The sequence below is a fragment of the Pseudomonas quebecensis genome (genome assembly GCF_026410085.1).
GTDB lineage: Bacteria > Pseudomonadota > Gammaproteobacteria > Pseudomonadales > Pseudomonadaceae > Aquipseudomonas > Aquipseudomonas quebecensis.
Map to the genome: position 1 here is coordinate 3,418,706 of NZ_CP112866.1, position 24,151 is coordinate 3,442,856.

General features: G+C 62.3%; 30 protein-coding genes. 11 read left to right on the top strand and 19 right to left on the bottom strand.

Annotated elements, in window-relative coordinates; translation table 11 throughout:
* Positions 1-51 precede the first annotated feature (51 nt).
* The 13 genes from OSC50_RS15845 to ccmA all read right to left on the bottom strand — a co-directional run bounded on the left by OSC50_RS15845 (position 52) and on the right by ccmA (position 9,535).
* Positions 52-1,302 carry an ATP-grasp domain-containing protein gene (locus OSC50_RS15845; RefSeq protein WP_266248642.1) on the bottom strand — a complete coding sequence of 417 codons (1,251 nt, stop codon included), beginning with the start codon at positions 1,300-1,302 and terminating at the stop codon, positions 52-54.
* Complete coding sequence (locus tag OSC50_RS15850) at positions 1,299-1,613, bottom strand: hypothetical protein (RefSeq protein ID WP_253511581.1); 315 nt, start codon at positions 1,611-1,613, stop codon at positions 1,299-1,301. Before OSC50_RS15850 ends, OSC50_RS15845 begins: the two co-directional genes overlap by 4 nt.
* On the bottom strand, positions 1,610-1,936 hold the full coding sequence (locus OSC50_RS15855; protein WP_266248640.1) for an EamA family transporter: 327 nt from the start codon (positions 1,934-1,936) through the stop codon (positions 1,610-1,612). The genes OSC50_RS15850 and OSC50_RS15855 overlap by 4 nt, the downstream gene beginning before the upstream one ends.
* A 256-nt stretch (positions 1,937-2,192) precedes the next feature.
* The gene (locus tag OSC50_RS15860; protein WP_253511575.1) at positions 2,193-2,588 is read right to left on the bottom strand and encodes a hypothetical protein; all 396 of its coding nucleotides are present in this window, start codon (positions 2,586-2,588) and stop codon (positions 2,193-2,195) included.
* Positions 2,585-3,796: a c-type cytochrome biogenesis protein CcmI gene (ccmI, locus tag OSC50_RS15865; RefSeq protein ID WP_253511572.1), complete on the bottom strand. Its 1,212-nt coding sequence runs from the start codon at positions 3,794-3,796 to the stop codon at positions 2,585-2,587. Before ccmI ends, OSC50_RS15860 begins: the two co-directional genes overlap by 4 nt.
* Positions 3,789-4,262, bottom strand: a complete 474-nt coding sequence (locus OSC50_RS15870; protein ID WP_253511569.1) for a cytochrome c-type biogenesis protein — start codon at positions 4,260-4,262, stop codon at positions 3,789-3,791. The genes ccmI and OSC50_RS15870 overlap by 8 nt, the downstream gene beginning before the upstream one ends.
* Positions 4,259-4,795: a DsbE family thiol:disulfide interchange protein gene (locus OSC50_RS15875; protein WP_253511565.1), complete on the bottom strand. Its 537-nt coding sequence runs from the start codon at positions 4,793-4,795 to the stop codon at positions 4,259-4,261. Before OSC50_RS15875 ends, OSC50_RS15870 begins: the two co-directional genes overlap by 4 nt.
* Positions 4,792-6,780 (bottom strand): heme lyase CcmF/NrfE family subunit, encoded by a 1,989-nt coding sequence (locus tag OSC50_RS15880; protein WP_266248635.1) that lies wholly within the window; start codon positions 6,778-6,780, stop codon positions 4,792-4,794. The genes OSC50_RS15875 and OSC50_RS15880 overlap by 4 nt, the downstream gene beginning before the upstream one ends.
* A gap of 3 nt (positions 6,781-6,783) precedes the next feature.
* On the bottom strand, positions 6,784-7,239 hold the full coding sequence (gene ccmE / locus OSC50_RS15885; protein WP_266248633.1) for a cytochrome c maturation protein CcmE: 456 nt from the start codon (positions 7,237-7,239) through the stop codon (positions 6,784-6,786).
* Positions 7,236-7,412, bottom strand: coding sequence for a heme exporter protein CcmD (gene ccmD / locus OSC50_RS15890; protein ID WP_181081602.1), 177 nt, complete (start codon positions 7,410-7,412; stop codon positions 7,236-7,238). The genes ccmE and ccmD overlap by 4 nt, the downstream gene beginning before the upstream one ends.
* The gene (locus OSC50_RS15895) at positions 7,409-8,164 is read right to left on the bottom strand and encodes a heme ABC transporter permease (RefSeq protein ID WP_181081601.1); all 756 of its coding nucleotides are present in this window, start codon (positions 8,162-8,164) and stop codon (positions 7,409-7,411) included. The genes ccmD and OSC50_RS15895 overlap by 4 nt, the downstream gene beginning before the upstream one ends.
* 70 nt (positions 8,165-8,234) lie before the next feature.
* Complete coding sequence (ccmB, locus tag OSC50_RS15900; RefSeq protein ID WP_034096629.1) at positions 8,235-8,903, bottom strand: heme exporter protein CcmB; 669 nt, start codon at positions 8,901-8,903, stop codon at positions 8,235-8,237.
* Entirely contained in the window at positions 8,900-9,535 is a 636-nt protein-coding gene (gene ccmA, locus OSC50_RS15905) for a cytochrome c biogenesis heme-transporting ATPase CcmA (RefSeq protein WP_266248630.1), read from the bottom strand. The genes ccmB and ccmA overlap by 4 nt, the downstream gene beginning before the upstream one ends.
* Before the next feature lie 201 nt (positions 9,536-9,736).
* Between ccmA and fliK the strand changes: the two genes are divergently transcribed.
* Entirely contained in the window at positions 9,737-11,314 is a 1,578-nt protein-coding gene (fliK, locus tag OSC50_RS15910) for a flagellar hook-length control protein FliK (protein ID WP_266248628.1), read from the top strand.
* Positions 11,311-11,640, top strand: a complete 330-nt coding sequence (locus OSC50_RS15915; protein WP_253511547.1) for an EscU/YscU/HrcU family type III secretion system export apparatus switch protein — start codon at positions 11,311-11,313, stop codon at positions 11,638-11,640. Before fliK ends, OSC50_RS15915 begins: the two co-directional genes overlap by 4 nt.
* Positions 11,641-11,745: 105 nt before the next feature.
* Here OSC50_RS15915 and OSC50_RS15920 read toward each other — a convergent pair whose 3' ends face one another.
* Together OSC50_RS15920 and moaB are read right to left on the bottom strand one after the other, a co-directional pair.
* Positions 11,746-12,972, bottom strand: coding sequence for a molybdopterin molybdotransferase MoeA (locus OSC50_RS15920; RefSeq protein WP_253511544.1), 1,227 nt, complete (start codon positions 12,970-12,972; stop codon positions 11,746-11,748).
* The gene (moaB, locus tag OSC50_RS15925; RefSeq protein WP_181081595.1) at positions 12,956-13,495 is read right to left on the bottom strand and encodes a molybdenum cofactor biosynthesis protein B; all 540 of its coding nucleotides are present in this window, start codon (positions 13,493-13,495) and stop codon (positions 12,956-12,958) included. Before moaB ends, OSC50_RS15920 begins: the two co-directional genes overlap by 17 nt.
* 76 nt (positions 13,496-13,571) lie before the next feature.
* Here moaB and mobA point away from each other — a divergent pair, with 76 nt between their 5' ends.
* Positions 13,572-14,174, top strand: a complete 603-nt coding sequence (gene mobA, locus OSC50_RS15930; protein ID WP_266248626.1) for a molybdenum cofactor guanylyltransferase MobA — start codon at positions 13,572-13,574, stop codon at positions 14,172-14,174.
* 80 nt (positions 14,175-14,254) lie between these two features.
* The gene (locus OSC50_RS15935) at positions 14,255-14,476 is read left to right on the top strand and encodes a YgdI/YgdR family lipoprotein (RefSeq protein ID WP_034096622.1); all 222 of its coding nucleotides are present in this window, start codon (positions 14,255-14,257) and stop codon (positions 14,474-14,476) included.
* A 56-nt stretch (positions 14,477-14,532) separates the two neighbouring features.
* Here OSC50_RS15935 and OSC50_RS15940 read toward each other — a convergent pair whose 3' ends face one another.
* From OSC50_RS15940 to OSC50_RS15950, 3 genes are all read right to left on the bottom strand, one after another.
* Positions 14,533-15,423: a pseudouridine synthase gene (locus OSC50_RS15940; protein WP_253511537.1), complete on the bottom strand. Its 891-nt coding sequence runs from the start codon at positions 15,421-15,423 to the stop codon at positions 14,533-14,535.
* A gap of 72 nt (positions 15,424-15,495) precedes the next feature.
* Entirely contained in the window at positions 15,496-15,831 is a 336-nt protein-coding gene (locus OSC50_RS15945) for a hypothetical protein (RefSeq protein ID WP_034096620.1), read from the bottom strand.
* A gap of 74 nt (positions 15,832-15,905) precedes the next feature.
* Positions 15,906-16,142, bottom strand: coding sequence for a glutaredoxin family protein (locus OSC50_RS15950; protein WP_253512096.1), 237 nt, complete (start codon positions 16,140-16,142; stop codon positions 15,906-15,908).
* Between the two features lie 219 nt (positions 16,143-16,361).
* On the opposite strand from OSC50_RS15950, the gene OSC50_RS15955 reads away from it, so the two are divergent.
* On the top strand, positions 16,362-18,092 hold the full coding sequence (locus tag OSC50_RS15955) for a cation:proton antiporter (RefSeq protein ID WP_266248622.1): 1,731 nt from the start codon (positions 16,362-16,364) through the stop codon (positions 18,090-18,092).
* Here the strand turns inward: OSC50_RS15955 and OSC50_RS15960 are convergent.
* Positions 18,079-19,287 carry an ammonium transporter gene (locus tag OSC50_RS15960; protein ID WP_181081591.1) on the bottom strand — a complete coding sequence of 403 codons (1,209 nt, stop codon included), beginning with the start codon at positions 19,285-19,287 and terminating at the stop codon, positions 18,079-18,081. The two genes, OSC50_RS15955 and OSC50_RS15960, sit on opposite strands and share 14 nt — an antisense overlap.
* Before the next feature lie 345 nt (positions 19,288-19,632).
* On the opposite strand from OSC50_RS15960, the gene OSC50_RS15965 reads away from it, so the two are divergent.
* From OSC50_RS15965 to OSC50_RS15990, 6 genes are all read left to right on the top strand, one after another.
* Complete coding sequence (locus tag OSC50_RS15965) at positions 19,633-19,947, top strand: ElaB/YgaM/YqjD family protein (protein WP_034096616.1); 315 nt, start codon at positions 19,633-19,635, stop codon at positions 19,945-19,947.
* A 3-nt stretch (positions 19,948-19,950) separates the two neighbouring features.
* Positions 19,951-20,340 carry a phage holin family protein gene (locus OSC50_RS15970; RefSeq protein WP_181081590.1) on the top strand — a complete coding sequence of 130 codons (390 nt, stop codon included), beginning with the start codon at positions 19,951-19,953 and terminating at the stop codon, positions 20,338-20,340.
* Complete coding sequence (locus OSC50_RS15975; RefSeq protein WP_181081589.1) at positions 20,337-20,678, top strand: hypothetical protein; 342 nt, start codon at positions 20,337-20,339, stop codon at positions 20,676-20,678. The genes OSC50_RS15970 and OSC50_RS15975 overlap by 4 nt, the downstream gene beginning before the upstream one ends.
* A 102-nt stretch (positions 20,679-20,780) precedes the next feature.
* Positions 20,781-21,944 (top strand): EAL domain-containing protein, encoded by a 1,164-nt coding sequence (locus tag OSC50_RS15980; protein WP_266248619.1) that lies wholly within the window; start codon positions 20,781-20,783, stop codon positions 21,942-21,944.
* Positions 21,945-22,015: 71 nt separating this feature from the next.
* Positions 22,016-23,347: a deoxyguanosinetriphosphate triphosphohydrolase gene (locus tag OSC50_RS15985; protein WP_181081587.1), complete on the top strand. Its 1,332-nt coding sequence runs from the start codon at positions 22,016-22,018 to the stop codon at positions 23,345-23,347.
* Between the two features lie 173 nt (positions 23,348-23,520).
* Positions 23,521-23,916, top strand: a complete 396-nt coding sequence (locus OSC50_RS15990) for a response regulator (RefSeq protein WP_181081586.1) — start codon at positions 23,521-23,523, stop codon at positions 23,914-23,916.
* The last annotated feature ends 235 nt before the right edge of the window (positions 23,917-24,151 follow it).

Below are 24,151 nucleotides of genomic sequence, written 5' to 3' on the forward strand. Positions count from 1 at the left end.
GAAATTGTCGCGGGACAGTATAGAGGGTGCGCAGAGGCTCAAAGCAACGCATCAATGTGCGGTGAGGTAGATACCTTGGGCCTCCAGCAATCGGATCCGCTGATAATCCGCAGCGATCACTGCTGGATCAGCATGCACCAGGTACACCGTCCCTGGCTGGCTGAATACATCTTGCGTCACGCCCAGGGGTTGTCCCTCCTCAACGTAGAACACCGCCTCAAAGAATGACGCCAGCTTGAGCAGTTCCTCCACAAACCGCGCCTTGTGGAAGTAGCCGTCGGTGCGATTGATCAGGCACACATTGTAGGTGCGCTGCAGGCGCTGATAATCGAAGTCCCTGGCCAACAACTGCGCGAATGCCTGGGGTTTGGTGATGGACAACACCACCGCCTCGATCTGCCCCAGCCCGGTGGTCTGGCGGGATACGCCAGGACGAAGAATGCCATCGGTACGCGCGGCGATTTCCACCAGTTTCGGCCCTTCGTCGGTGAACATGACTTCCGCGTGGCTGGGGCCGTTGCGGATGCCAAGGCACTGCACCACGGCGCGGGTGTATTCCACCAACGGCAAGTAGAGTGGCGAGTCCGGCCCGATCAGTTCATCGATGTCATAAAGAATGCCGCCGCCCGGGGCCCGCTGTTTTTGATAGCGCACCACCTCGGTGACCAGTTGCTGGCCATCGACGCACACCATGTTCACCACATACTCCAGGCCGGCCAGATACTCCTGAATCAACACCTGGGTATTGCGGCCGTTCAACCGGTTCACCGTGCCCAGCAGCGTTTGCACCGCCGCCTCGCAGGCCGGCAAATCCTCGCAGATAAACACCCCATCGGCCCCCGCGCTGTCGAGCGGCTTGACCACCACAGGAAAACGCCCGTGGGCGTTGATCCAAGCATGTGCAAGCGCCCAACTGTCGGCAACGCACTGTCGTGCTACGGGCAAGTGCGCCTGGGCAACCGTTTCGATCATGGCGAACTTGTTTCGACGGGCATGGGTGTTGTCGAAGTCATTGCGATACGGTAACTGAAGGCGCTCGTTCAACTGATCGGCGAGCAGCACACCGGTTTCGGCACCGGCGATGATGAACTGGGGCGCGAAAAGCTCAACGCTGCCGAGCGTCGTGGCGAAGTCGGTATGCACAATCATGCGGTCATACAGCGAGTGATCGAAGCCCCTGTAGTAGTAATCATCGAGACTGGCTGACGACGCCACATGCATCAACCTGCAGCCTCTCTCGAACAAGCCTTTTGCTACACATTTCCCGGATGAAAAACCATCCACGACGACCACCGTGATCATGCTGCCTCCCTCCTCATTGCATATAAGGCCCGGCCCGACAGCAACAACACGATGATGCAGACGGACGCGACACTGGCCAGCGAAAAAAACACGCGATCGTCCAGGTACTGAAGTAACAGCACGAACACAGGAAGGGTCAGCAACACCAGGGAGACGTGGATCGGCGAGAGGCAATAGATGGTTTTCTGGATCAGGTAGATCGGCAGCAAATGCCCAGCGACGACCAGAACCACCATGGGCGCGATCAACCCGGACTCGAGGTAAAAACCTGTGCCGGTCAGAGGAAGCGCCAGCAGGCACACCACGATCACGTAAGCGCCGGCCCGCAGGCCACCGAAGCGACACCGACAACGGCTGGCTCCAGATAACGCAGGGCGTAAAACAGGCCGCCCCAGTTGAGTAAAACTGCGACGTTCACTAGCAGTACGCGCCTCCAATCGGCTTTGACTCTGGAACAGAAAGAAGCCGAGTCATGAAACAGCGCGACTGCCAGGAACAACGCAGCAGTCGCTATAAAGCAATAGAAAATCACCAGCAACGTGTTAAGCCTTTGCGTGACGAAGCCCACGTATACATCGAACGCAGCACTTAGCAGGCAGAACAGCAATCCGAGAAAAACACCGTGCTTTTGCATCGCACTTCACCTGGGAGGCAGCAAGTGCTTCAACTTAACAAAACAGCGAGCAGGTCAGTACTGACCGAACGGATAGGTAAACCGGCGGTACGAGAGCGCACCTTGCCAGGATCCTTGCCCCGATAGCGGTGGGTCAGTCAGCCCACCTACCACTGACGTACCGTGATCGGGGGCAAGCCCCCTCCCACAATGGATCTCAGGTGTTTGGAGGAATGGATTTCAAGATAAAAAAAAGCGACCCGAAGGTCGCCTTTTGTCACTGCGCGTACTGCTTACTCAACCCCGGCGGCACGCCTTGTACATTGGTTTCTTCCCACGGCCCGTTGGGGCTGATGGAGCGGCTCCAGCCATTGCTCCAGCGGTAGTAGGTGCGCTGGCGGTAGAAGGTGTCGGGTTGTTCGTCCAGCACATACACCTGCATCTTGCCGTCCCAATGGCTGGCGGCGCCCGGTGGTGGGGCGAAGGTCGGCGACTTGGTCGGCAGCGGTTTCGGCGGAGGGGTGACCGGGCCGGACGGTTTGGTGCTTGGCTGGGTCGACGGGCCCGACGGTGGGATGGTCGGCCCGGTCGGCCCAGGCGGTGGCCGGTGGACCGCACAGGCGCTCAGGCCCAATACCAGGCTGAGCAAGGTGATACGTGCGAATGCGGTCATGGCGTTTCCTCGAATGACTTGTCCGGACTGTCGATGGTCAGCTGCTGCAGTGCAGTGGTGGAGCTGGCCAGGGGTTGGCTGCGGCCGATCCATTCGCCGGCGGTCGGTTGACCGGCCCGGGATATGCGCGCAACCAGTTGGACTTCGGGGAAGTTGGACAGTTTCAACTGCGGCATCATCGCATCGGCATCGCCCAGTTCGACGGTGATCGGCAACTCCGCTACGGTGACACGCTTGGCCGCCAACGGCGCCGGCGGGCCACTCACGGCACGGGCGAAGATAAATACGCTGTCACCTGGCAGGGCCTTGGCCTTCACCTCGGCGGACACAGCCACGCGCACTTTCAACGTCGCTGCCTGCTTCGCCTGGGCGACGGTGCCGCCACTTTCCTTGAGTTTTTGCGCGGCGCGGTCGATACCGCCTTGCAGCGCAGCGCGGGAATTGTCTTCGGGCGGCAGTTGCGCCAGCAGACGGCTCCAGTAGTCGATAGCTTCCTGATAGCGCTGGCCTTCAAACGCGGCAATACCCAGCAGGCCGAGGCTGGTGACTTCTTTCGGGTCGAGCTTCAACGCCTCGTCCGTCAACGCCTGGACCTTCGGCGACCATTGTTTGTTGTCGGCAAAATACTGGGCCTGAGCCCACTGGCCGAGCAGTTCCGGCTGGCGACCGGCCAGGGCGACGGCACGCTCGAAGACCTTGGCCGCATCGGCGGAGCGGTCCTGGGCCATGTAGGCCCGACCGAGGAAGTACAGGCCTTCGGCCGAATCCGGCTGGGCGGCGGCGGCGCGTTCCAGGCGCTGGGTCATGTCTTGCAGGGACACCGGCGGCTGGGCAAATTCGCGCGTCAGTTCCACCTTGTCGCTGGCACCGAAGTGCAGGTACAAGCCCAGGCCCAGCACCGGCACCAGAAACGCGGCCAACAACGGCAGCGGTTTGCCCAGACGCGATTCGCGGGGGGTTTCCACGCCTTCGGTGTCGGCTAGCAATTCGCGGGCGGCTTCGGCGCGGCCGGTGTCCAGTTGTGCGGCGTCGAGCACGCCTTCGGCCTGCTGGGTCTGCAGTTCGGCCACGCGCTCTTGGTAGAGCGCCACATTCAGTGCGGTGCGATCCTCCTCGCGCTGGGCACGACGGCCGCGCAGCACAGGGATCAACAGGAAACTCAGGGCAACCAGAAGCAGCAAGCCTGCTGCGAGCCAGAAATCAATCATCAGTGGTTTTGTCCAGCAGGTGGTCGAGGCGTTGGCGCTCTTGCGGGGATAGCGCGTCGGAGCCATCGGTAGGTGCGGCGCGGCGGCGGCGGACGATCACGGCCATCACCACCACACCGCTCAGCAACAGCGCGGCGGGGCCAAACCAGAGCAGCGCCGTCTTGCCGGTCAGCGCCGGTTTGTAACGCACGAAATCACCGTAGCGGTCGACCATGAAGTCGATGATCTGCTGGTTGTCCTTGCCCTCCCCCAGCATGCGGAAGATCTCTTTGCGCAGATCGGCGGCGATGGGCGCATTGGAGTCGGCGATGTCCTGATTCTGGCACTTGGGGCAGCGCAGTTCCTTGGTCAAGTCGCGAAAACGCTCGCGGTCGGCATCATTGGCAAACTCATAGGTGTCGATGGCGGCGTGGGCGACGCCGGCCAACCCCAGTGCCAATACGGCAGCGGCTAACAGGCGCTTCATGGCTTGGCCTCATCGACCAGGGCCTGGTACTTGGCGGCCAGTTGCTCGCGCCATACCACGTCGTCGATCACGCCGACATATTTGTCGCGGATCACGCCCTTGGCGTCGATGAAAAAGGTTTCCGGGGCGCCGTAGACGCCCAGGTTCAAACCGAGGTTGCCGTCTTCATCACGGATATCCAACTGATAGGGGTTGTGAAACTCGGCCAGCCATTTGAGCGCCGCCGCGTTGTCGTCCTTATAGTTGATGCCGTAGATCACCACACCGCGCTCGGCCAGTTTGTTCAGCACCGGATGCTCCACGCGGCATGAGATGCACCAGGTGCCCCACACGTTGACCAGCGCGGGCTTGCCCAGCAGGTCGGCACGGGTCAGGGTTTTATCGCCCTGCACGGTGGGCAGGGAAAATTCCGGGAACGGCTTGCCGATCATCGCCGACGGCAGTTCGGCCGGGTCGAGGTACAAGCCGCGATACAGGAACACCGCCACCACCAGAAACGCTGCCAGCGGCAACACCATCAACCAGCGCTTCATACCGCCGCTCCTTGCAGGCCGAGCGCTTCACGCACGCGGCTCTTGACCTTGACCCGATAACGCCGGTCCAGCGCCGCCAGCAACCCACCGAAACCGGTGAGCAGGCCGCCGAACCAGATCCATCGCACGAACGGTTTGACATGCACCCGCACCGCCCAGGCGCCGTCACCCAAAGGTTCACCCAGCGCCACATAGAGATCGCGGGTGAAACCGGCGTCGATACCGGCCTCGGTCATCATTGAGCTCTGCACGGTGTAGAGGCGTTTTTCCGGGTGCAGCACGGCAATTTCCCTACCGTTTCGCACGACACGCACGGTGCCTTTGTCTGACGTGAAGTTCGGCCCTTCGAAGTGTTTAGCGCCTTCGAAGATAAAGTGGTAACCGGCCAGGTCCATGGACTCGCCCGGCGCCAGGCGCAGGTCGCGCTCGGCGCTGTTCTGGCTGGAAAGCACCACGCCGAGGGCGCACACGGCAATGCCCAGGTGCGCGACCTGCATGCCCCAGTAGCTGCGGGTCAACGCCGGCAAGCCTTTGATCAGGCCTTTGTGGCGGGTCTTGTCGACGATGTCGCGCACGCCGGCCAGCAGCACCCAGGCCGCGAGCAGGAACGTGGCCAGCACCGCCCAGTTGAAGTCGCCGTAGGCGATGCCGGCGATCACCGCCAAAGCCACGCTGCCCAGCAGCACCGGCATCAACATGCCGAGCAGCCATTTCACCGGGGTGTCTTTCCAGCGCACCAGTACCCCGACCGCCATCACCACCATCAACAGGCCCATCAATGGGATAAACAAGGCGTTGAAGTACGGCGGTCCCACGGACAGCTTGGCGCCGCTCAAGGCATCCAGCACCAGCGGGTACAACGTGCCGAGCAGGATCATCGACGCGGCCACCACCAGCACCAGGTTATTGCCCAGCAGCAAGGTCTCCCGCGACCACAGGTTGAAGCCCACCTGGCTCTTGACCACCGGCGCGCGCAGGGCGAACAGGGTCAGCGAACCACCGACCACGAACAGCAGGAAGATCAGGATGAAAATGCCGCGCGCCGGGTCGGACGCAAACGCGTGCACCGAGGTCAACACGCCCGAACGCACGAGGAAGGTGCCCAGCAGGCTGAGAGAAAATGCGGCAATGGCCAACAGCACGGTCCAGCTCTTGAACACACCGCGTTTTTCGGTGACCGCCAGCGAGTGAATCAGCGCGGTGCCCACCAGCCAGGGCATGAACGAGGCGTTTTCCACCGGGTCCCAGAACCACCAGCCACCCCAGCCGAGTTCGTAGTAGGCCCACCACGAACCGAGGGTGATACCAATGCCCAGGAAGGCCCAGGCGACGATGGTCCACGGCCGCGACCAACGCGCCCAGGCCGCGTCCAAGCGCCCACCGAGCAAGGCGGCGATGGCGAAGGCGAAGGCCACCGAGAAGCCCACGTAGCCCATGTACAGCATCGGTGGGTGCACGATCAGGCCGATGTCCTGCAGCAGCGGGTTGAGGTCACGGCCATCCACCGGCACCTGCGGCAGGATGCGGCTGAACGGGTTGGAGGTCATGATCAGGAACAGCAGGAAACCGATGCTGATCATGCCCATCACCGCCAGCACCCTGGCCAGCATGATTTGCGGCAACTGGCGCGAAAACACCGACACGGCGAAGGTCCAGCCGCCGAGGATCAGCGCCCACAGCAGCAACGAACCTTCGTGGGCGCCCCACACGGCGCTGAACTTGTAGTACCAGGGCAGCGCGCTGTTGGAGTTATTCGCCACATACGCGACGGAAAAATCGTCGGTCATAAAGGCGTAGGTCAAGCAGCCGAATGCAAACAGCAGGAATGCAAATTGCCCCCACGCAGCCGGCTGCGCCAGGCTCATCCACAGGCGATCACCGCGCCAGGCGCCGAGCAACGGCACCACGGCCTGGACCATAGCCAGGCACAGCGCAAGGATCATCGCCAATTGGCCAAGCTCCGGAATAAACAATGCGGACGTCATGGTTCAGCCCTCCTTTGCGGGTGCAGGGGCGGACTGGCCGCTGTCTTTCAAGGCTTTGGTGACTTCCGGCGGCATGTACTTTTCGTCGTGCTTGGCCAGCACTTCGTCGGCCACTACCACACCGTCGGCGTTGAGTTTGCCCAGGGCGACGATGCCCTGGCCTTCGCGGAACAGGTCCGGCAGGATGCCGCGGTAGGTGATGGTCACGGCTTTATTGAAGTCGGTGACTACAAAGGTGACGTCCAGGGAATCGCCGGAGCGTTTCAGCGAGCCCTTCTCCACCATGCCGCCGGCGCGGATGCGCGTGTCCACCGGAGCTTCGCCATTGGCGATCTGGGTCGGCGTGTAAAACAGGTTGATGTTCTGCTGCAGGGCGCTCAAAGCCAGGCCGACGGCAATGCCGACGCCGACCAGGATGGCAAGGATGATTAACAGACGCTTTCTACGCAGCGGATTCACTTTTCGGTCTCCCGGCGCAGACGACGCGCCTCTTGTTGCAGGTAACGCTTGCGCGCCAGGATCGGCGCGACGACGTTGAGGGCCAGCACCGCCAGGCAGATGCCATAGGCCGTCCAGACATACAGGCCGTGATGGCCCATGGCGAGAAAATCGCCGAAAGAACTGAAACTCATCCCCGCGCCCCCAGGCAGCTTTGTACTTCGGCCTTGACCCAACTGGCGCGGGCCTCGCGCTTGAGTACTTCAAGGCGCATGCGCATCAGCAACACCGCGCCGAAGAAACAGTAGAACCCCAGCACCATCAACAGCAGCGGCGCCCACATTTCCACCGGCATCGCCGGTTTTTCAGTGAGGGTGAAAGTGGCGCCCTGGTGCAGGGTGTTCCACCACTCCACCGAGTATTTGATGATCGGGATGTTGATCACGCCGACGATTGCCAGCACCGCGCAGGCCTTGGCAGCGCTGTCACGATTGCTGATCGCGTTGCCCAGTGCAATCAGACCGAAGTACAGGAACAGCAGGATCAACATAGACGTCAGGCGTGCATCCCACACCCACCACGAACCCCAGGTGGGTTTGCCCCAGATCGCCCCGGTGACCAGCGCCACGGCGGTCATCCACGCACCGATGGGCGCGGCGCATTGCAGGGCCACGTCGGCCAGTTTCATTTTCCACACCAGCCCGACGATGCCGCACACCGCCAGCATCACGTAGCAGGATTGGGCCAGCATCGCGGCAGGTACGTGGATATAGATGATGCGAAAACTGTTGCCCTGCTGATAATCCGGCGGCGCGAAGGCCAGGCCCCAGACCAGGCCGATGCCGATCAGCACGGCGGCGAAGAGGCTCAACCACGGCAGCAGCTTGCCGCTGATGCCGTAAAACCATTTGGGCGAGCCGAGCTTGTGAAACCAGGTCCAGTTCATTGCTGTTTCTCACGGTTGCTTCTTGTCGTTGCAAGAAGCGTAGGGTCTTTACTGGCTGAGCCAGACCTCATTATTCACCGACGCTGATCTTCAGGCCGGCGGCTATCGCAAAAGGTGTCAGGGTTACCGCCAGGGCGGTCAGGCTGCCAAGCCACAGCAGGTAACCGGTCGCCGGCATGCCCATCAGCGCGGCTTGCAAGGCGCCGCTGCCGAGGATTAATACCGGGATGTACAAGGGCAGAATCAGCAGCGCCAGTAACAGCCCGCCGCGCTTCAATCCCACCGTCAGCGCCGCGCCCACCGCCCCCAGCAGGCTGAGGACCGGTGTACCGAGCAACAGGCTCAGCAGCAGGATCGGCAGGCATTCGACGGGCAAGCCCAGCATCATCGCCAGCAGCGGCGAGAGCAAGACTAGCGCCAAGCCGGAAAAAGCCCAGTGTGCCAGTACCTTGGCCAGCACCAGAAGTGGCAACGGGTGCGACGAAAGGACCCACTGCTCCAGCGAGCCGTCTTCGAAATCACTGCGAAACAGCCCGTCCAGCGAGAGCAGGACGGACAACAGCGCCGCTACCCACACCAGTCCCGGAGACAAGGTTTGCAACAGTTTAGTCTCCGGACCGACCGCCAGCGGGAACAACGCAATGACGATGGCAAAGAACACCAGCGGGTTGGCCAGTTCGGCCGGGCGACGGCATAACAGACGCGCTTCGCGCGCGACCAGCAGGGCGAACACGCTCATAGCGACCACCGCCCGAGGTCCAGCTCGCGGTAACCGGCAGGCACCCGCGTCAAGCTGTGGTGCGTGGTCAGCAGCACCAGGCCGCCCTGCTCGCAATGCCGGGCCAGGTGTTCTTCCAACTGGGCCACGCCTTGTTTATCCAGGGCAGTGAAGGGCTCATCGAGAATCCACAGCGGCGGGCCCGGCAAATACAGACGCGCCAACGCGACACGGCGCTGCTGGCCGGCGGACAAGGTGTGACATGGCACGTCTTCGAAACCCTTGAGGCCGACGGCGGCCAACGCTTGCCAGATGGCCTCGCGGGACGCGGGGTGATGCAGCGCGCTGAGCCAACTGAGGTTTTCTTCAGGGGTGAGCACATCTTTGATACCGGCGGCATGGCCGATCCAGATCAGATTGCGCGCCAATTCGCCGCGCTGCGCATTAAGAGGCTTGCCGTTGAGGCGCACTTCACCGGCCGTGGGTTGCATCAACCCGGCCAGCAGGCGCAGCAGGCTGGTCTTGCCACTGCCGTTGGGGCCACTGACCTGCACCATATCGCCGGCCGCCAGCCGCAGCTCGAGGCGTTCAAACAGCAGGCGCAGGTCGCGCTCACAGGCAAGCGCTACGGTTTCAAGAAGAGGGCTGGTCAAGAGATCGCGGGCCTTTACGGTTCAAGTCGGCGGTGCTGCGGCCGTTAAAGAGGAATGCACAATAGCGGCTTTGGCGACCGATTTTAGAGAGCTGGATCAAATAGTTGTGAGGTTTTTACCGCTCTCTTTGAAGACGGGCGGCATTATACATGCGATGCCCTAGGCTAAAGAGGGCAATTACCCTTAGAGACGATGCGTGCAATGACCGGCGAGATCAACCTTCCTACGCTACCTCCTGCCACGGCGACCGGCCCGGCATCGCCGCCGGCCGCCGGGGCATTGCTGAAACTGCTGGAGCCGCAGATCGGCTTGATCGATCCGGGCAAGACCGCGAACGCCGAGGTGATCGCTCTCAAGCAAGGCGGCGAGGCTTTTCAATTGCTGCTCAAGCTGACCCTCGACGGCGGCCGCCAGACCCTGGTGCAGGCCAGCAGTCCGCAACCGTTGCCGCTGGGCAGCAATGTGGCGGTCAGCCAGACCTCTGCCGGCAACCTGGCCTTGAGTCTGCAGCAAGCGTTGAGCGCCAACGTTGCGGCGCTGACGCGCATCGATACCAGCAAAATTCCCGAAGGCACCCTGCTGCAGGCCAAAGTACTGACCACCCAGGTGCTGCCGCAGGGCACCACGCAGCCGGCGATCTACCGTTCGCTGGTCACGGTGCTCAGCAGCGCCATGGCCGGTGCGACGCTGACGGTGGAAAGTCCACAACCATTGCGAGTGGGCAGCCTGCTCAGCGCGGTGGTGCAGAACGCGCAAACCCTTAACTTCGTGCCCTTGAGCGACTTCAAGGATCAACTGGCCGTCACGCAGCAGCTGTCGGTCCAGCAAAATCGCCAAGGCTCGCTGGATGTGCTGTTCACGGCATTGCAGAGCCTGCCGCGCGGCGACAGCACCTCCGCCGACCTGCGCGCCGCCGCCGACCGCCTGTTGGCCGCCCTGCCGGACCTGGCGCAGGTGAGCAATCCCAAGGTGCTGGCCCAGGTGATTCAGAACAGCGGCGCCTTCCTGGAGGCCAAACTGCTGGCCGGGCAGAACCCGCAGGTACCGCCTCTGGATATGAAAGGTGCGCTGCTGCGGTTGGTCGCCGACCTGGTCCCCGCCCTGCCCGCCAGCACCAACCTGAATGCCATCCTGGCAGCCAACACCCTGGCCCAGGTGCTGCCGAACTTTGTGCGCAGCCCGCTGAACACGCTGGGTCAGCTCAGCGCACGGCAGGCGCCGGTGAGCTTCCCGCTGCCCGAGCGCCTGATGGGCAAACTGGAAGGCGAAGGCGACCTGGAAAACCTGCTGCGCCTGGCCGCAGGGGCCATTTCCCGCTTGCAGAGCCATCAGCTGTCGAGCCTGGAGCAAACCGGCACCACCGCCGATGGCCGCCTGCAAACCACCTGGCAGTTGGAGATCCCCATGCGCACTCTGCAGGACATCGTGCCGTTGCAGGTCAAGTTCCAGCGCGAGGAACCGGCGCCGGACAAGGACCAACCGGAACGCAAGACGACTAAAGATGCCAAGCAGATGCTCTGGCGCGTCGAGCTGGCCTTCGATATGGAACCACTGGGACCGTTGCAGGTGCAGGCGCAACTGACCCAGGGCAAGCTGTCCAGCCAGCTCTGGGCAACACGGCCATTCACGGCGAGTTTGATCGAAAGCCATTTGGGCAGTTTGCGCGAGCGTCTGGTGAGCTCGGGTCTTAACGTCGGCGACCTCGATTGCCACCTGGGCACGCCACCACGGGGGCCGAAAACCGGACTGGAGCAACGCTGGGTGGATGAAACCGCATGAAAAACACCGAATCATCACGCCAGGCGATTGCCCTCAAGTACGACGGCCAGCAGGCGCCAACGCTCACCGCCAAAGGCGACGATGCGCTGGCCGAAGCCATCCTCAAGCTGGCGCGGGAAAACGAAGTGCCGATCTATGAAAACGCCGAGCTGGTAAAACTGCTGGCGCGCATGGAACTGGGCGACAGCATCCCCGAGGAGTTGTACCGCACGATTGCCGAGATCATTGCGTTTGCCTGGACATTGAAAGGCAAGTTCCCGGTGGGATTTGACCCGCATGCGGGGCCGGTGGAGCGGGATGTGACCGAGCGTGGCGACGATTACTGAATAGCAAGCCGTCATCGGGGGCTTGCCCGATGGCAATGATTCAGCCACCCATAAGTCACTGATGCTCCTCTATCTGAGGCCCCCTTCCCACATCTGCCTTTTTATTCAGTTGAGGACTTCGCTCAGGGGGATGAAGTTGACTCGATCCCCCACGTTAAGCGTCGTGCCTTCCACTACCTCCACAAATCCCTCGGCCCACGCCGCGCTGCGCAGCACACCGGAACTCTGGTTGCGATAGATGACCGCGCGGCCCTGCTCAATGCGCCCGCGCAGGTACTCGCGGCGGTTGCCCGGCTTGGGCCATTCGAAACCCACCGGCACTTCGACGCGCAACGGCTCCACGTCGACCACGCCTTGACGCCGCAGGATGTACGGTCGCGCCAGGAGTGCAAACGTCACCAGGGTCGAGGCTGGATTGCCTGGCAACCCAATCACCGGAACGCCGCGAAAATGCCCGAACGTCAGCGGCTTGCCTGGCTTGATCGCCAGCTTCCACAGCGCCAGTTCGCCCTCTTCACGCAGGGCGATGCCCAGGAAGTCAGCCTCCCCCACCGACACGCCGCCGGTAGACAGGATCAGGTCTACGCTGCCCAGCCCGGCGAGGCGTCCTCGGGTCTGCTCCAGATCGTCGGGAAGAATCCCGGCATCGATCACTTCACAGCCCATCCGCGCCAGCCAACTGCAGAGCACGCGGCGGTTGCTGTTGTAGATCTGCCCCGGTCCCAGGGGCAGGCCCGGCTCGATCAGTTCGTCGCCGGTGGACAGCACCGCCACCCGTGGACGCCGCACCACGGCCAGACGGTCGCAGCCCAGGGACGCGGCCAGGCCCAGCTCGATCGGGCCCAGGCGCGTACCCGCGTCGAGCACGGTTTCGCCGACCGTGGTTTCCTGGCCTTGAGGACGGATGTTCTGGCCCAGGTGCAAGGGCTCGCTGAAACTCACGCGCTCATCGGCGTGCACCAACGCATTTTCCTGCATCTCCACACAGTCGGCGCCGGCCGGCACTGGCGCACCGGTGAAAATCCGCGCGCAGGTGCCGGCCGCCAGCGGCTGCGGCGCCTGACCGGCGAAGATGCGCTGGCTCACCACCAGCGGCTCGCCGGTCCAGTCCGACAGGCGCACGGCATAGCCGTCCATGGCACTGTTGGGCCAGGGCGGCAGGTCGAGGGTGGAGATCAGCGGCTGCGCGAGCACGCGGGCGTCGCATTCGCCCAGGGGCAACGTCTCCTGCGCGCGGATCGGCGTGGCGTCGGCCATGTCCAGCAACTGTTGCAGGGCCTGCTCTACCGGCATCAGGGCGCCGGTCTTGCCGGGCTTACCCACGGGATTCACAAGGTTCAGCCTGCTTGAGATGCGCAACGAAATTGCACGGGCGATGACGGTTGTCCAACTGCTCGCCGAGGATGCCGTCCCACCCGGTGCGCACCGCATTGGTGGAGCCCGGCAGGCAGCACACCAGGGTGCCGTTGGCCAGGCCGGCCAAGGCGCGGGACTGCACGGTGGAAGTGCCGATATCGGCCACGGAGATCTGGCGGAACAGTTCACCGAACCCGTCGACCTGCTTGTCCAGCAGGCAGCTCACCGCTTCTGGCGTGCTGTCGCGGCCGGTAAAGCCGGTGCCGCCGGTGATCAACACCACTTGCACCACGTCTTCGGCGATCCAGTGGGCAACCTGGGCGCGGATCTTGTAAAGGTCGTCCTTGAGCAGCACACGCTCGGCCAGGCGATGGCCGGCGGCGGTCAGGCGGTCGACGAAGACCTGGCCCGAGGTATCGGTGTCCAGGGTGCGGGTGTCGCTGACGGTCAATACAGCGATATTCAGGGGTACAAAAGGCGCATCAACCTTGGCTTTCATGGCACGGTCCGGTTGTCGAAGAAACAGCCCAGTGTTATATCACAGGCCCTCCTTTGCCTGCCGCTGTGGAACCACCATGTCCCTTGATTGCTGCCCATTGCCCTGTTCGATTCTGTTGTTGGCCGGTGGCCGCGGCCAGCGCATGGGCGGCCAGGACAAAGGCCTGCTGACCTGGCGCGGCCAGCCGCTGATCGCGCATGTGCACGGGCTGGTACGCGGGCTGACCGATGACTTGATCATCTCCTGCAATCGCAACCAGGACCGTTATGCGGCCTATGCCGATCGACTGGTGAACGACGACAGCGCGGACTTCCCCGGCCCGCTCGCCGGTATTCGCGCCGGGCTCGCCGCTGCGCGCCACGGGCACCTGCTGGTGTTGCCCTGCGATGTGCCGCACCTCGACGCGCGCCTGCTGACCGATCTGCGTGACACGGCACGACGCACCCCGCAGTCGCCGGTGATGGTGCGCCATGGGGAATTCTGGGAGCCGTTGATCTGCATCATCCCGACCCACCTCAAGAACGCGGTAGAACAGGCCTGGCAGGCCGGCGAGCGCAGCCCGCGCAAAATTCTGCTGCAGCTGGGCGGCGTGGGCCTGGAATGCCCGGCCAATGATCCACGCCTGGCCAACTTGAACACACCCGAACTGTTGCACCAGAAGTCTGACGTGTCAGAATGAACTTTCGTACAAGGAACTTTGGCGACGCCTTACGCGTCACAAGGTCAGCAATTTCAAAGAATTCTCTCGGAGACACACCCATGACTCAACGGACCATCGCCGCTTTCATGCTCGCACTGGGCCTCGCTACCCTCGCCGGTTGCGCCTCGCCTACCGTGATCACCCTGAATGACGGTCGTGAAATCCAGGCCGTCGACACCCCGAAATACGATGAAGACTCGGGCTTCTACGAATTCGAACAGCTGGACGGCAAGCACACCCGGATCAACAAAGATCAGGTTCGCACCGTTAAAGACCTGTAAGTCTTAAACGTTTGCCCACAAGGCCCGCCTCGCGCGGGCCTTGTCGTTTTCGCCGTTTACCAATCGAGGGTGATGCGGCTGCGAAAGTCGCGCGTCTGGCCGGTGACCGGATCGGCAAACCGCACGCCCTGGGCCAGCAATTTGAGCGGGTTGGCGTAGTCGTCCACGGCGTCCTTGAGTACGTCGGGGTAGAACGGGTCATTGCAGATACTCGCCCCCAGCGCGGTCATGTGTACGCGCAACTGATGCTTCTTGCCGGTGACCGGGAACAGGCCGTAACGCCATAGCTCGCCGTTTTTTTCACGAACCTCCACCGCGGTTTCGGTGTTGCTGACACCGGGACCTTCCTGCATGCGAAAGAACGGTTCACCGTCCACCAAACGACTTTTGTGCACCAAGGGAAAGGTGAGATCCGGCAGCGCGGGCGCGATGGCTTCGTAAAACTTATCGATCCTGCGCGTAGGAAACAGCTGCTGATACGCCGCGCGGCTGTGGGGATTGGCCGAAAACAGCACCAGCCCCGCCGTGTGCCGGTCGATGCGGTGCAGGGGCACCAGCGACGGGTTATCCAGGCGACGAATCAGACGGCGCAGCAGCGTTTGTTCGACGTATTCACCGGCCGGAGTCACGGGCAGGAAATGCGGTTTGTCGGCCACCACCAAGTGTTCGTCGGCATACAGAATGGTTTCCTCCACAGGGATGACCTTTTCATTCGGCACCTCGCGGAAGTAGTAGATGCACAAGCCTTCCTTGTAGGGCAGGCCCTGGTCGATGGGGCTGCCATCGATGTCCAGCACGCGACCGCGAGCGATGCGGTCCAGCCAGTGGTCGCGGCTGATCGCGGGGAAGTGCGCGCACAGGCAGTCAAGCACCGTGGCCCAAGGGCCGGGTGGCAGATACAAGGTGCTGGCCTGGTGCTGGGACGCGGAAAAACCGGAAGTGGACATGACGACGCTCGAAGCCTGGGAAAACCGGCGGGCATTATCCCGCATGGAGCGGGATCGAGCCTAGGGCGGATCTCAGGCCTTGGCCAATTCGGCGCGCAGGATCGGCGAGGCGCTGGCGGCCTCGGTGAATTCCTTGAGCCAACGCAGGACGTCCACCGCCTCCCAGCGCCCCGGATCGTAGAGTGCGTAGAGCAGGCCCTGATAACCCACCACATCCAACTGCTTGTGATAGCCGGCGCGCTGGAACAACGCTTCGATTTCGGCAAAGCAGGTATTGAAATGCACTTTGTTGAACGGCGTCTTGCCTTCCGTGACCAGGCCGTCCAGGCGCAGCTCGTTCACCGCATCACGCACGATGTCGGCGGACATGCGATTGACGCTGCTTTTCAGTTGTTCAACATTCACCACGGGCGTTCCCTCTATTCAATCGCTGTACAAACATACAGTAACTTAATATTTGGAAACTCGCCATCGCCTGAACGTCAGAGAAGGAAGGCGACCACCTGTCCGGTGTCGAAGGGCCAGTCCAGCTCCGCCCCCGTATCCACCCTTCGAAGCACCGGAATCCGCGGGCCGTAGACCTCGGTGAGGTCATCGGGATCGGTGATATCCACTAATTCAACCTGCAACCCATGTTCGACGAGCGGCATGATTTCGGCTTCGGCAATCTCACACAGGTGGCAACCCAGGGTGCCGAACAGCTGGCATTCAGGACGCATGACGGAAGGCCTGATCAGAATAAGGTGGGTCATTCTAAGCCCGCCTGCCGACGGTGGCGAGTTGCGCATTGTTGGCGGTGAGCGAGCGTTTGTGATGAGCCCGCTCACCACAAAAAAACGCTGCATATCATTAAAAAGCTGACCCACGTCACCATGGCCTATAACTGATTCAGCCATTCTCGCGGCTTTTTGTCCGCTTACCCTGCAACGGAGAGGTTTGTGTTCGCCAACCTGCTGATCATTCTGGCGTCATCCCTGGTGGTGATTGCCCTGTTTCGCCGGCTGCGGCTGCCGCCCGTGCTGGGCTATCTGTGCGTGGGCCTGGCCGTGGGGCCCACCGCGCTCGATTGGGTCAACGACAGCGAAGAGCTGCCGGACCTCGCTGAGCTGGGCGTGGTGTTTCTGCTGTTTTCCCTGGGCCTGGAATTTTCCCTGACCAAAATGCTTGCCCTTCGCCATGTAGTGTTCGGCCTGGGCAGCCTGCAGGTACTGGGTTGCGGCGTGCTGCTGGGGGCGACCTTGATGGCGCTGGGGGTAGCGCCGGGCATTGCGCTGTTGCTCGGCGCGGGGCTGGCGCTGTCGTCCACGGCCATTGTCAGTAAGGAGCTGAGCAGTCTTGGCGAAATTTTCAGCAGTCATGGCCAGAATGCGATTGGTGTGCTGCTGTTTCAGGACGTGGTCGCGGTACTGCTGCTGACCCTGGTGCCGGTGTTCGCCGGCAGCAGTGACCAGGCCTGGTACGTGGCGTTGCCGTTGACCCTGGGCAAGACCGTGGTGTTGTTCTTCGGCCTGCTGCTCGCCAGCCGTTGGCTGCTGCCGCGTCTGTTCCATGAAGTGGCCGCGTCGCACTCGGCGGAGCTGTTCGTATTGCTGGCCTTGGTGATCGTGCTGCTGACCGCCTGGCTGACTCACCTGCTCGGCCTCTCCCCTGCCCTCGGTGCGTTCCTGGCCGGGATGCTGTTGGGCGAAAGCCATTACCGCCATCAGATCGAAGCGGATATTCGACCGTTTCGCGACATCCTGCTGGGCTTGTTTTTTGTCAGCATCGGCATGCTCATCGACCTGCAGCTGTTCGTCAGCCACAGCCTGCTGATCCTCGGCATGACCCTTACGCTGATGCTGATCAAGGGCTGTGTGGTGGCCGTGCTGGTCAAACTGCGCGGCAGCGATGTGGAAACCGCCTGGCGCAGCGGCCTGGCCCTGGCCCAGGGCGGTGAATTCTGCTTCGCCCTGATGGCGCAGATGCAACAGAGCCAATTGATCCCGCAGCAATTCAACGGCCTGCTGCTCGCCGCGACATTCTGCTCGATGCTCCTGACCCCTTTGCTGCTGCGCGCCGCCCCGGCGATCGCCCTGCGCCTGCACCGCAAACCCAATCAACAGGTGCAACTGGAGACCATCACCGCGCTCAATGCGCAGCTGCGCAACCATGCCGTGATCTGCGGTTACGGCCGTGTCGGCCAATCCATCGGGCGCTTTCTGCGGCGCGAGCAACAGGCATTCATCGCGCTGGATGACGACCCGGAACGGGTGCAGGAAGTGGCGACCGAAGACAGCAGCGTGCACTACGGCGACTGCCGGCGCGGTGCCCTGCTCAGCGCCGTGGGCGTGGAGCGCGCGCGATTGGTGGTGATAGCCGTGGATAACAGTGATGTCGCGCTGGTAGTACTCAAAGAGGCGCGCCGCATCAACGCCCAGGTGCCGATCCTGGTGCGCACCCGCGACGATAGCCAGTGGGCCGAACTGAAGGCCGCGGGCGCCACTGAAGTGGTGCCCGAGCTATTGGAATCGAGCCTGATGCTGGCCGCCCACGCCTTGCTCCTGCTGGGCCTGCCGGACCAACAAGTGCAGGCGCGGGTCGACGAAGTCCGGCAGAACCGCTATCGCCTGCTGCACGGTTTTCACACGCCGCCCAGCGACAACGACGAGGCGCCGATCAATCCTGACTGACCGCGCCGATCTTGTGGATCGACAAGTCCGCGCCGTAGTACTCCTGCTCCTGGCTCAGCCGCAACCCGTGCACGCGCTTGATCGTGCCATACACCACTAGCCCGCCGCCGAACGCCACGGCCACACCGAGGGCGGTGCCGATCAACTGGCTGATCAGGCTCACGCCGCCCAATCCGCCAAGAACCGTCTGACCAAAGAGCCCGCAGGCAATGCCGCCCCACACGCCGCAAAGGCCGTGCAGCGGCCACACGCCCAGCACATCGTCGATCTTCCAGCGATCCTGGGCGGCGATAAAGCACCACACGAACAAACCACCGGCCACCACGCCGGTGACCAATGCGCCTACCGGGTGCATCAGGTCGGAACCGGCGCAGATCGCCACCAAACCGGCCAGTGGCCCGTTATGCAGAAAACCGGGGTCGTTGCGACCGATCACCAGCGCGGCGACGGTGCCGCCCACCATAGCCATCAGCGAGTTGACCGCCACCAGGCCGCTGACGCCGTCCAGGGTCTGGGCGCTCATCACGTTGAAGCCGAACCAGCCGACGATCAGGATCCACGAACCCAATGCCAGGAACGGAATGCTCGACGGCGCGAACGCCACCAGCCGCCCCTCGCGGTAGCGACCGTTGCGCGGCCCCAGCAGCAACACCGCCGCAAGCGCCAGCCAGCCGCCCGTGGCGTGCACCACCACCGAGCCGGCGAAGTCGTGGAAACTGGCACCGAAAGAGGCCAGCAACCAGGCCTGCAGGCCGAAATTGCCGTTCCAGACAAGCCCCTCGAAAAACGGATAGATAAAAGCCACGATCAACGCGGTGGCGCACAACTGCGGCGCGAACCTGGCCCGCTCGGCAATGCCCCCGGAGATGATCGCCGGAATCGCCGCGGCAAACGTCAGCAGAAAAAAGAACTTCACCAGGCCGTAGCCATGATCGGCACTGATCACCGCCGCCGGTTGCAGGAAGCTCACACCGTAGGAGATCCAATAGCCTATAAAGAAATACGCCAGGGTCGAGATGGCGAAATCGCTGAGGATTTTCGACAGCGCGTTGACCTGGTTTTTCTGCCGCACCGTACCGACTTCCAGGAATGCGAAGCCGGCGTGCATGGCCAGGACCATGACCGCGCCGATCAGGATAAACAGGGTGTTGGAGCTATGGACCAGGGTGTCCACCGCACGTTGCAGATTGTCCATGGAAATTGGCAGGCCTGTAGTCAGGGCAAAAAGCACCAAAGCGGTTCAAGCCAGAGGTTCGCGCACTAAATTGGCACCACCGGCACCACCCCTCTGAAGGGAGCGTGAACCGTTTTAGCGCAGCGAACAGCACAGCAGGCCATTGCCGACAGGGTTTTTCCGCGAGTTGGAGTGTTTTAGGGTAAGGTTTTTCGAGGTTTGCGCCTCGCCCGCCCGTCTTCAGCGCAGGCCCGGAGCCTGCGCACCAAGGCAAAGCAAAAGCTGTACCAGACAATTGCACTGAACCTTCACCGACGCCGGTGACTCGAAACCACACGCACCGCTCAGCCAATCACGGAGATACCCATGGCCAGAACCACTGCAAAGACTGCTCAAGAAATACTGATGGCGGATTTTCAAACCCTGGTCAGCGACACCGAGAAGTTGCTGGACGACACCGCAATCCTCGCCGGCGACCAGGCCGATGAACTGCGCAGCAAGATTCATGAGAGCCTGCTCAAGGCCCGCGAAACCCTGCAACTGACCGAAGACTCCCTACGCGAGCGCGGCCAGGCGGCGGTGACGGCGACTGAAGATTACGTACAGGCCAACCCCTGGCAGTCGATCGGCATCGCTGCAGGTGTAGGCTTTCTGATCGGCCTGCTGGCTACAAGGCGCTAAATTATGTCTATCGGCGAAAACGGCTCGTCTACGGGCGCAAGTTCTACCTCACGACGCCTGGGCGCGGCCGTTCTGGGCTTGCTGCACAGCCACGTCGAACTGTTCGGCATCGAGTTGCAGGAGCAGAAAGCCCGCACCGTCAGCCTGCTGTTGTTTGCGGGCCTGGCCCTGGTGTTTGCGCTGTTGCTGCTGGTGGGGTTGTCGACCCTGGTGATGATTCTGGTGTGGGACACCGGCTATCGTCTGACCGGTATCATCTGCCTCTGCGTGTTCTACAGCCTGGCCGCAGCCTTCTGTGGCGTGCGCCTGAAAGCGGCGGTGTTCGATGAGTCCACGCCGTTCCATGCCACCCTCGAAGAGTTGGCCAATGACCGGGAGCGCCTGCTGCCATGAGCCTGACTGAAGTTCCGCAATCCACCACACGGCGGGAAATGCGCAAGGCGTTGATTCGCCTGCGCATGGAGATGCACCGCCAGGAAATCCGCCACGAGTCCCATCAACTCCTGGCGCCGCTGCACAAGATGCGCGACATGCGGCATAACTGGCAGGACAACCTGGGCATCAAGCACGCGCCGCTGTGGGGCATGGCGGCGGTGACGCTGATGGGTTTCTTCACCGGCAAGGGCGCCAAGGGCGGCAGTATCAGCAGCGTGACACGCCTGGTGCGATTGGGGGCCGGGTTAATCCCTCTGATCAAATTGGCCATGCAGGGCCGCTCGCGCAAACCCTGAGCCGCACCCGCCCGTGCTGGCTGCATTCTTGCTAACAGAATCGGCCCGGCCCTCGTTTTAGAGGGCCGGGCCTTTTTTCGCCGACGCTTCTAAGGAGGCCCCGTGATCGACGGGCAACCGCTCGCCTGTTTCCAGCCTTTCATCGACACCGCCACCGGCCGCATCGCCGGCGTGGAAGCCCTCGGCCGCCTGCGCCTGGCGGATGGTCGCCTGCAGTCGGTGGGCCCGCTGTTCGCCGATCCGCGCACGCCGGGTGTGGCCTTGCGGCGCCTTGACCGACAACTGCGCGACAACGCCCTGAGCCGCCTGCATGAAGCGCCTGAGGACTGGTTCCTGAGCCTGAATATCTCGCCGCGCTGGATCAATCGCCTGCGTGCCGGCCAGCCGCTGCCGAGCTTGAAACAGATCCACAGCCACGGCGTCGACCCACAACGCATCGTGTTCGAGATCACCGAACTGGGTGGCGACATTCAGCGCCTGACAGAGGTGGTGGCGCGTTATCGCGAGGCGGGCGCGCGCATTGCCATCGATGACTTCGGCGCCGGCTATTCCCAGCTCGACCGGGTACTGGCGTTGCAGCCGGACATTCTCAAGCTGGACATGCGCCTGTTCCAGGAAGCCGCACGCGGCGGACCGAGCAGCGAGGTGGTACGGGCACTGGCGCAAATGGCGGAAAAGACCGGTTGCTGGATCATCGCCGAAGGTGTGGAGACCGAAGCGCAGTTGAGCTTTGCCCTGGAGTGCGGTGCCCGTTACGTACAGGGTTACCTGTTCGCCCAGGCGCAGCTGGACTGGTTTGCCGCCGATGCTTTCGTGCCACGTTTTGCGCAACTGCGCGGCGCCTACGTCAAGCAGAAACTGGCGGAGCGCGCGCGCATCATGCAGTTGCGCCAGCAAATGGCCGAGTTGATGAATATTCTGCAGCACTGGGCCCTGGCCGAGGCGCCGCTGAGTCAATTACCGCAATTGCCGGCGTTCCCGTGGTTGCTGCGCTTTTATCAGTGCGATCCTCATGGCACCCAGCTGACGCCCAACTTTGAGTGGCGCCAGGACGCCTGGCAGGCCGACAGCCGCTACCTGGGCCACAACTGGTCGTGGCGCCCGTACTTTTACCATTTGCTCGCCGAGGGCTGGGAGGAGCGCCGCCTGACGCTGTCTTCGACCTACCGCGATGCCACGACCAACCAGTACTGCCTCACCGCCGGACAATTCTTCGATCACGGTCAGCGCTTGCTGTTAATCGATATCGACGCCGCCGGCCTGTAGATTTTCGCTTGCCCCGCCACAGAGGAACCGGGAAGCTGGGAGGGTCATTCACCGCACGGAGAGTACCCGCCTTGGATTGGCCTACCCTGCTGACCCGCGAACGTCTTGGAAAACCACTGCACAGCCCGGAAGAGTTGGGCCGCAGCCCGTTTCACAAAGACCACGACCGCATTATTTTCTCCGGCGCGTTTCGCCGCCTGGGCCGCAAGACCCAAGTACACCCCGTATCGAGCAACGATCACATCCACACCCGGCTGACGCACTCACTGGAAGTCAGCTGCGTCGGCCGCTCCCTGGGCATGCGCGTCGGCGAAACCTTGCGCAGCGCCCTGCCCGACTGGTGCGACCCCAGCGATCTGGGCATGGTGGTGCAGTCGGCCTGCCTGGCCCATGACATCGGCAACCCGCCGTTCGGGCATTCCGGCGAAGATGCGATTCGCCACTGGTTCCAGCAGGCCGCCGGACGCGGCTGGCTGGATGACATGAGCAGCGCCGAGCGCAATGACTTCCTCAATTTCGAAGGCAACGCCCAAGGCTTTCGCGTGCTCACTCAATTGGAATATCACCAGTTCGACGGCGGCACGCGCCTGACATATGCCACCTTGGGCACTTACCTCAAATACCCCTGGACCGCCCGCCACGCCGATTCCCTGGGCTACAAGAAACACAAGTTCGGCTGCTACCAGAGCGAACTGCCGATTCTGGAGCAAATCGCCCACAAACTTGGCCTGCCGCAATTGGAAGAGCAACGGTGGGCGCGTCACCCGCTGGTCTATCTGATGGAGGCTGCGGACGACATCTGCTACGCCTTGATCGACCTTGAAGACGGCCTGGAAATGGATTTGCTGGAGTACGCCGAAGTCGAGTCGCTGCTGCTCGATCTGGTGGGCGACGACCTGCCTCAGACTTATCGTCAATTGGGGCCGCTGGACTCTCGCCGGCGCAAACTGGCGATCCTGCGCGGCAAGGCCATCGAGCACCTGACCAACGCCGCGGCGCGAGCATTTGTCGAACAGCAGGATGCGTTGCTGGCCGGCACCCTGCCCGGCGATCTGGTCGAACATATGCACGGTCCGGCCAAACGCTGCGTGCTGGATGCCAAAGACATGGCGCGCAAGAAGATCTTCCAGGACAAGCGCAAGACATTGCACGAGATCGGCGCTTACACCACTCTGGAAATTCTCCTGAATGCGTTCTGCGGGGCGGCACTCGAGCAACATGGCGGGCGCACGCCGTCGTTCAAGAACCGGCGCATTCTCGACCTGCTGGGCAATAACGCCCCGAATCCGGCGTGGTCGCTGCACACTTCGTTCCTGCGCATGATCGACTTTATCGCCGGCATGACCGACAGCTATGCCACCGAGATGGCGCGAGAAATGACCGGGCGTTCGAGCCCTCAATAATCATGCCCCACCAAGCCGCCTGCTCCCCGACCAGAATCTGCCTACGACGGGAACAGAGCGGCCTGATCGAATTCGCACAGCCCCTCGAAGAATAATCGCTCACGCTTCGGGCATATTGTTACCAACTGTTCCTACATGCCCCCCTTCGACGCTCGACTCATCGTGTACTTTTTATGCCCAGTCACTCTCTTAGCATCCTGTTGGTGGAGGACCATCCCTTTCAATTGATCGCCGCCCAGTGTTTGCTGCGCAGTTTCGGCTTCGAACGGCTGACCCCGGCCGAAAACGCCGCCCAGGCGATCCATTTGATGACGCTGGCCGAAAAGCCCTTCGATATTTTGCTGTGCGACCAATGCCTGCCTGACCTGCCGGGCCTCGAGCTGATTGAAATCGCCAGCCAGCAGCGCCTGATCGGCGCCGCGATCCTGCTCAGCGGACTGCCCGCAACAGAACTGGCAACGTTGTACGACCAGGCACGACAGCGCGGCCTGCCGTTACTGGGCTACTTGCCAAAACCATTGAACAAGGACGAACTTACACATTTAATCAAGGCCCTGCCAAAGTTATAAATGTAGGACTAAAAACATATAAACCCGTGGAAAATTTTCCGCAGCGCAGCCTTGAAACACCTGGCGCCAAGATTTCGCCTGGCGATCTACGAAATCCGCTTATCTCCCTTCACCAAGCCTGAGCAACCGGTAGGCCTTTACCTTTTTTAATGTAGGAATTTTCCTGTTTTATATCTAGCCACCCCAGGCTTCATGCTCCTCGCTCCGCTTCTGAGCTAATGTGCCCGCTTTATTT

Excerpts from the sequence above, each read along its gene's own strand:
- OSC50_RS15845 (WP_266248642.1), bottom strand. The coding sequence starts at position 1,302 with ATGATCACGGTGGTCGTCGTGGATGGTTTTTCATCCGGGAAATGTGTA.
- OSC50_RS15855 (WP_266248640.1), bottom strand. The coding sequence starts at position 1,936 with ATGCAAAAGCACGGTGTTTTTCTCGGATTGCTGTTCTGCCTGCTAAGT.
- OSC50_RS15860 (WP_253511575.1), bottom strand. The coding sequence starts at position 2,588 with ATGACCGCATTCGCACGTATCACCTTGCTCAGCCTGGTATTGGGCCTG.
- ccmI (WP_253511572.1), bottom strand. The coding sequence starts at position 3,796 with ATGATTGATTTCTGGCTCGCAGCAGGCTTGCTGCTTCTGGTTGCCCTG.
- OSC50_RS15870 (WP_253511569.1), bottom strand. The coding sequence starts at position 4,262 with ATGAAGCGCCTGTTAGCCGCTGCCGTATTGGCACTGGGGTTGGCCGGC.
- OSC50_RS15875 (WP_253511565.1), bottom strand. The coding sequence starts at position 4,795 with ATGAAGCGCTGGTTGATGGTGTTGCCGCTGGCAGCGTTTCTGGTGGTG.
- OSC50_RS15880 (WP_266248635.1), bottom strand. The coding sequence starts at position 6,780 with ATGACGTCCGCATTGTTTATTCCGGAGCTTGGCCAATTGGCGATGATC.
- ccmD (WP_181081602.1), bottom strand. The coding sequence starts at position 7,412 with ATGAGTTTCAGTTCTTTCGGCGATTTTCTCGCCATGGGCCATCACGGC.
- OSC50_RS15895 (WP_181081601.1), bottom strand. The coding sequence starts at position 8,164 with ATGAACTGGACCTGGTTTCACAAGCTCGGCTCGCCCAAATGGTTTTAC.
- ccmB (WP_034096629.1), bottom strand. The coding sequence starts at position 8,903 with ATGAGCGTGTTCGCCCTGCTGGTCGCGCGCGAAGCGCGTCTGTTATGC.
- fliK (WP_266248628.1), top strand. The coding sequence starts at position 9,737 with ATGACCGGCGAGATCAACCTTCCTACGCTACCTCCTGCCACGGCGACC.
- OSC50_RS15915 (WP_253511547.1), top strand. The coding sequence starts at position 11,311 with ATGAAAAACACCGAATCATCACGCCAGGCGATTGCCCTCAAGTACGAC.
- moaB (WP_181081595.1), bottom strand. The coding sequence starts at position 13,495 with ATGAAAGCCAAGGTTGATGCGCCTTTTGTACCCCTGAATATCGCTGTA.
- mobA (WP_266248626.1), top strand. The coding sequence starts at position 13,572 with ATGTCCCTTGATTGCTGCCCATTGCCCTGTTCGATTCTGTTGTTGGCC.
- OSC50_RS15935 (WP_034096622.1), top strand. The coding sequence starts at position 14,255 with ATGACTCAACGGACCATCGCCGCTTTCATGCTCGCACTGGGCCTCGCT.
- OSC50_RS15940 (WP_253511537.1), bottom strand. The coding sequence starts at position 15,423 with ATGTCCACTTCCGGTTTTTCCGCGTCCCAGCACCAGGCCAGCACCTTG.
- OSC50_RS15950 (WP_253512096.1), bottom strand. The coding sequence starts at position 16,142 with ATGCGTCCTGAATGCCAGCTGTTCGGCACCCTGGGTTGCCACCTGTGT.
- OSC50_RS15960 (WP_181081591.1), bottom strand. The coding sequence starts at position 19,287 with ATGGACAATCTGCAACGTGCGGTGGACACCCTGGTCCATAGCTCCAAC.
- OSC50_RS15965 (WP_034096616.1), top strand. The coding sequence starts at position 19,633 with ATGGCCAGAACCACTGCAAAGACTGCTCAAGAAATACTGATGGCGGAT.
- OSC50_RS15970 (WP_181081590.1), top strand. The coding sequence starts at position 19,951 with ATGTCTATCGGCGAAAACGGCTCGTCTACGGGCGCAAGTTCTACCTCA.
- OSC50_RS15975 (WP_181081589.1), top strand. The coding sequence starts at position 20,337 with ATGAGCCTGACTGAAGTTCCGCAATCCACCACACGGCGGGAAATGCGC.
- OSC50_RS15990 (WP_181081586.1), top strand. The coding sequence starts at position 23,521 with ATGCCCAGTCACTCTCTTAGCATCCTGTTGGTGGAGGACCATCCCTTT.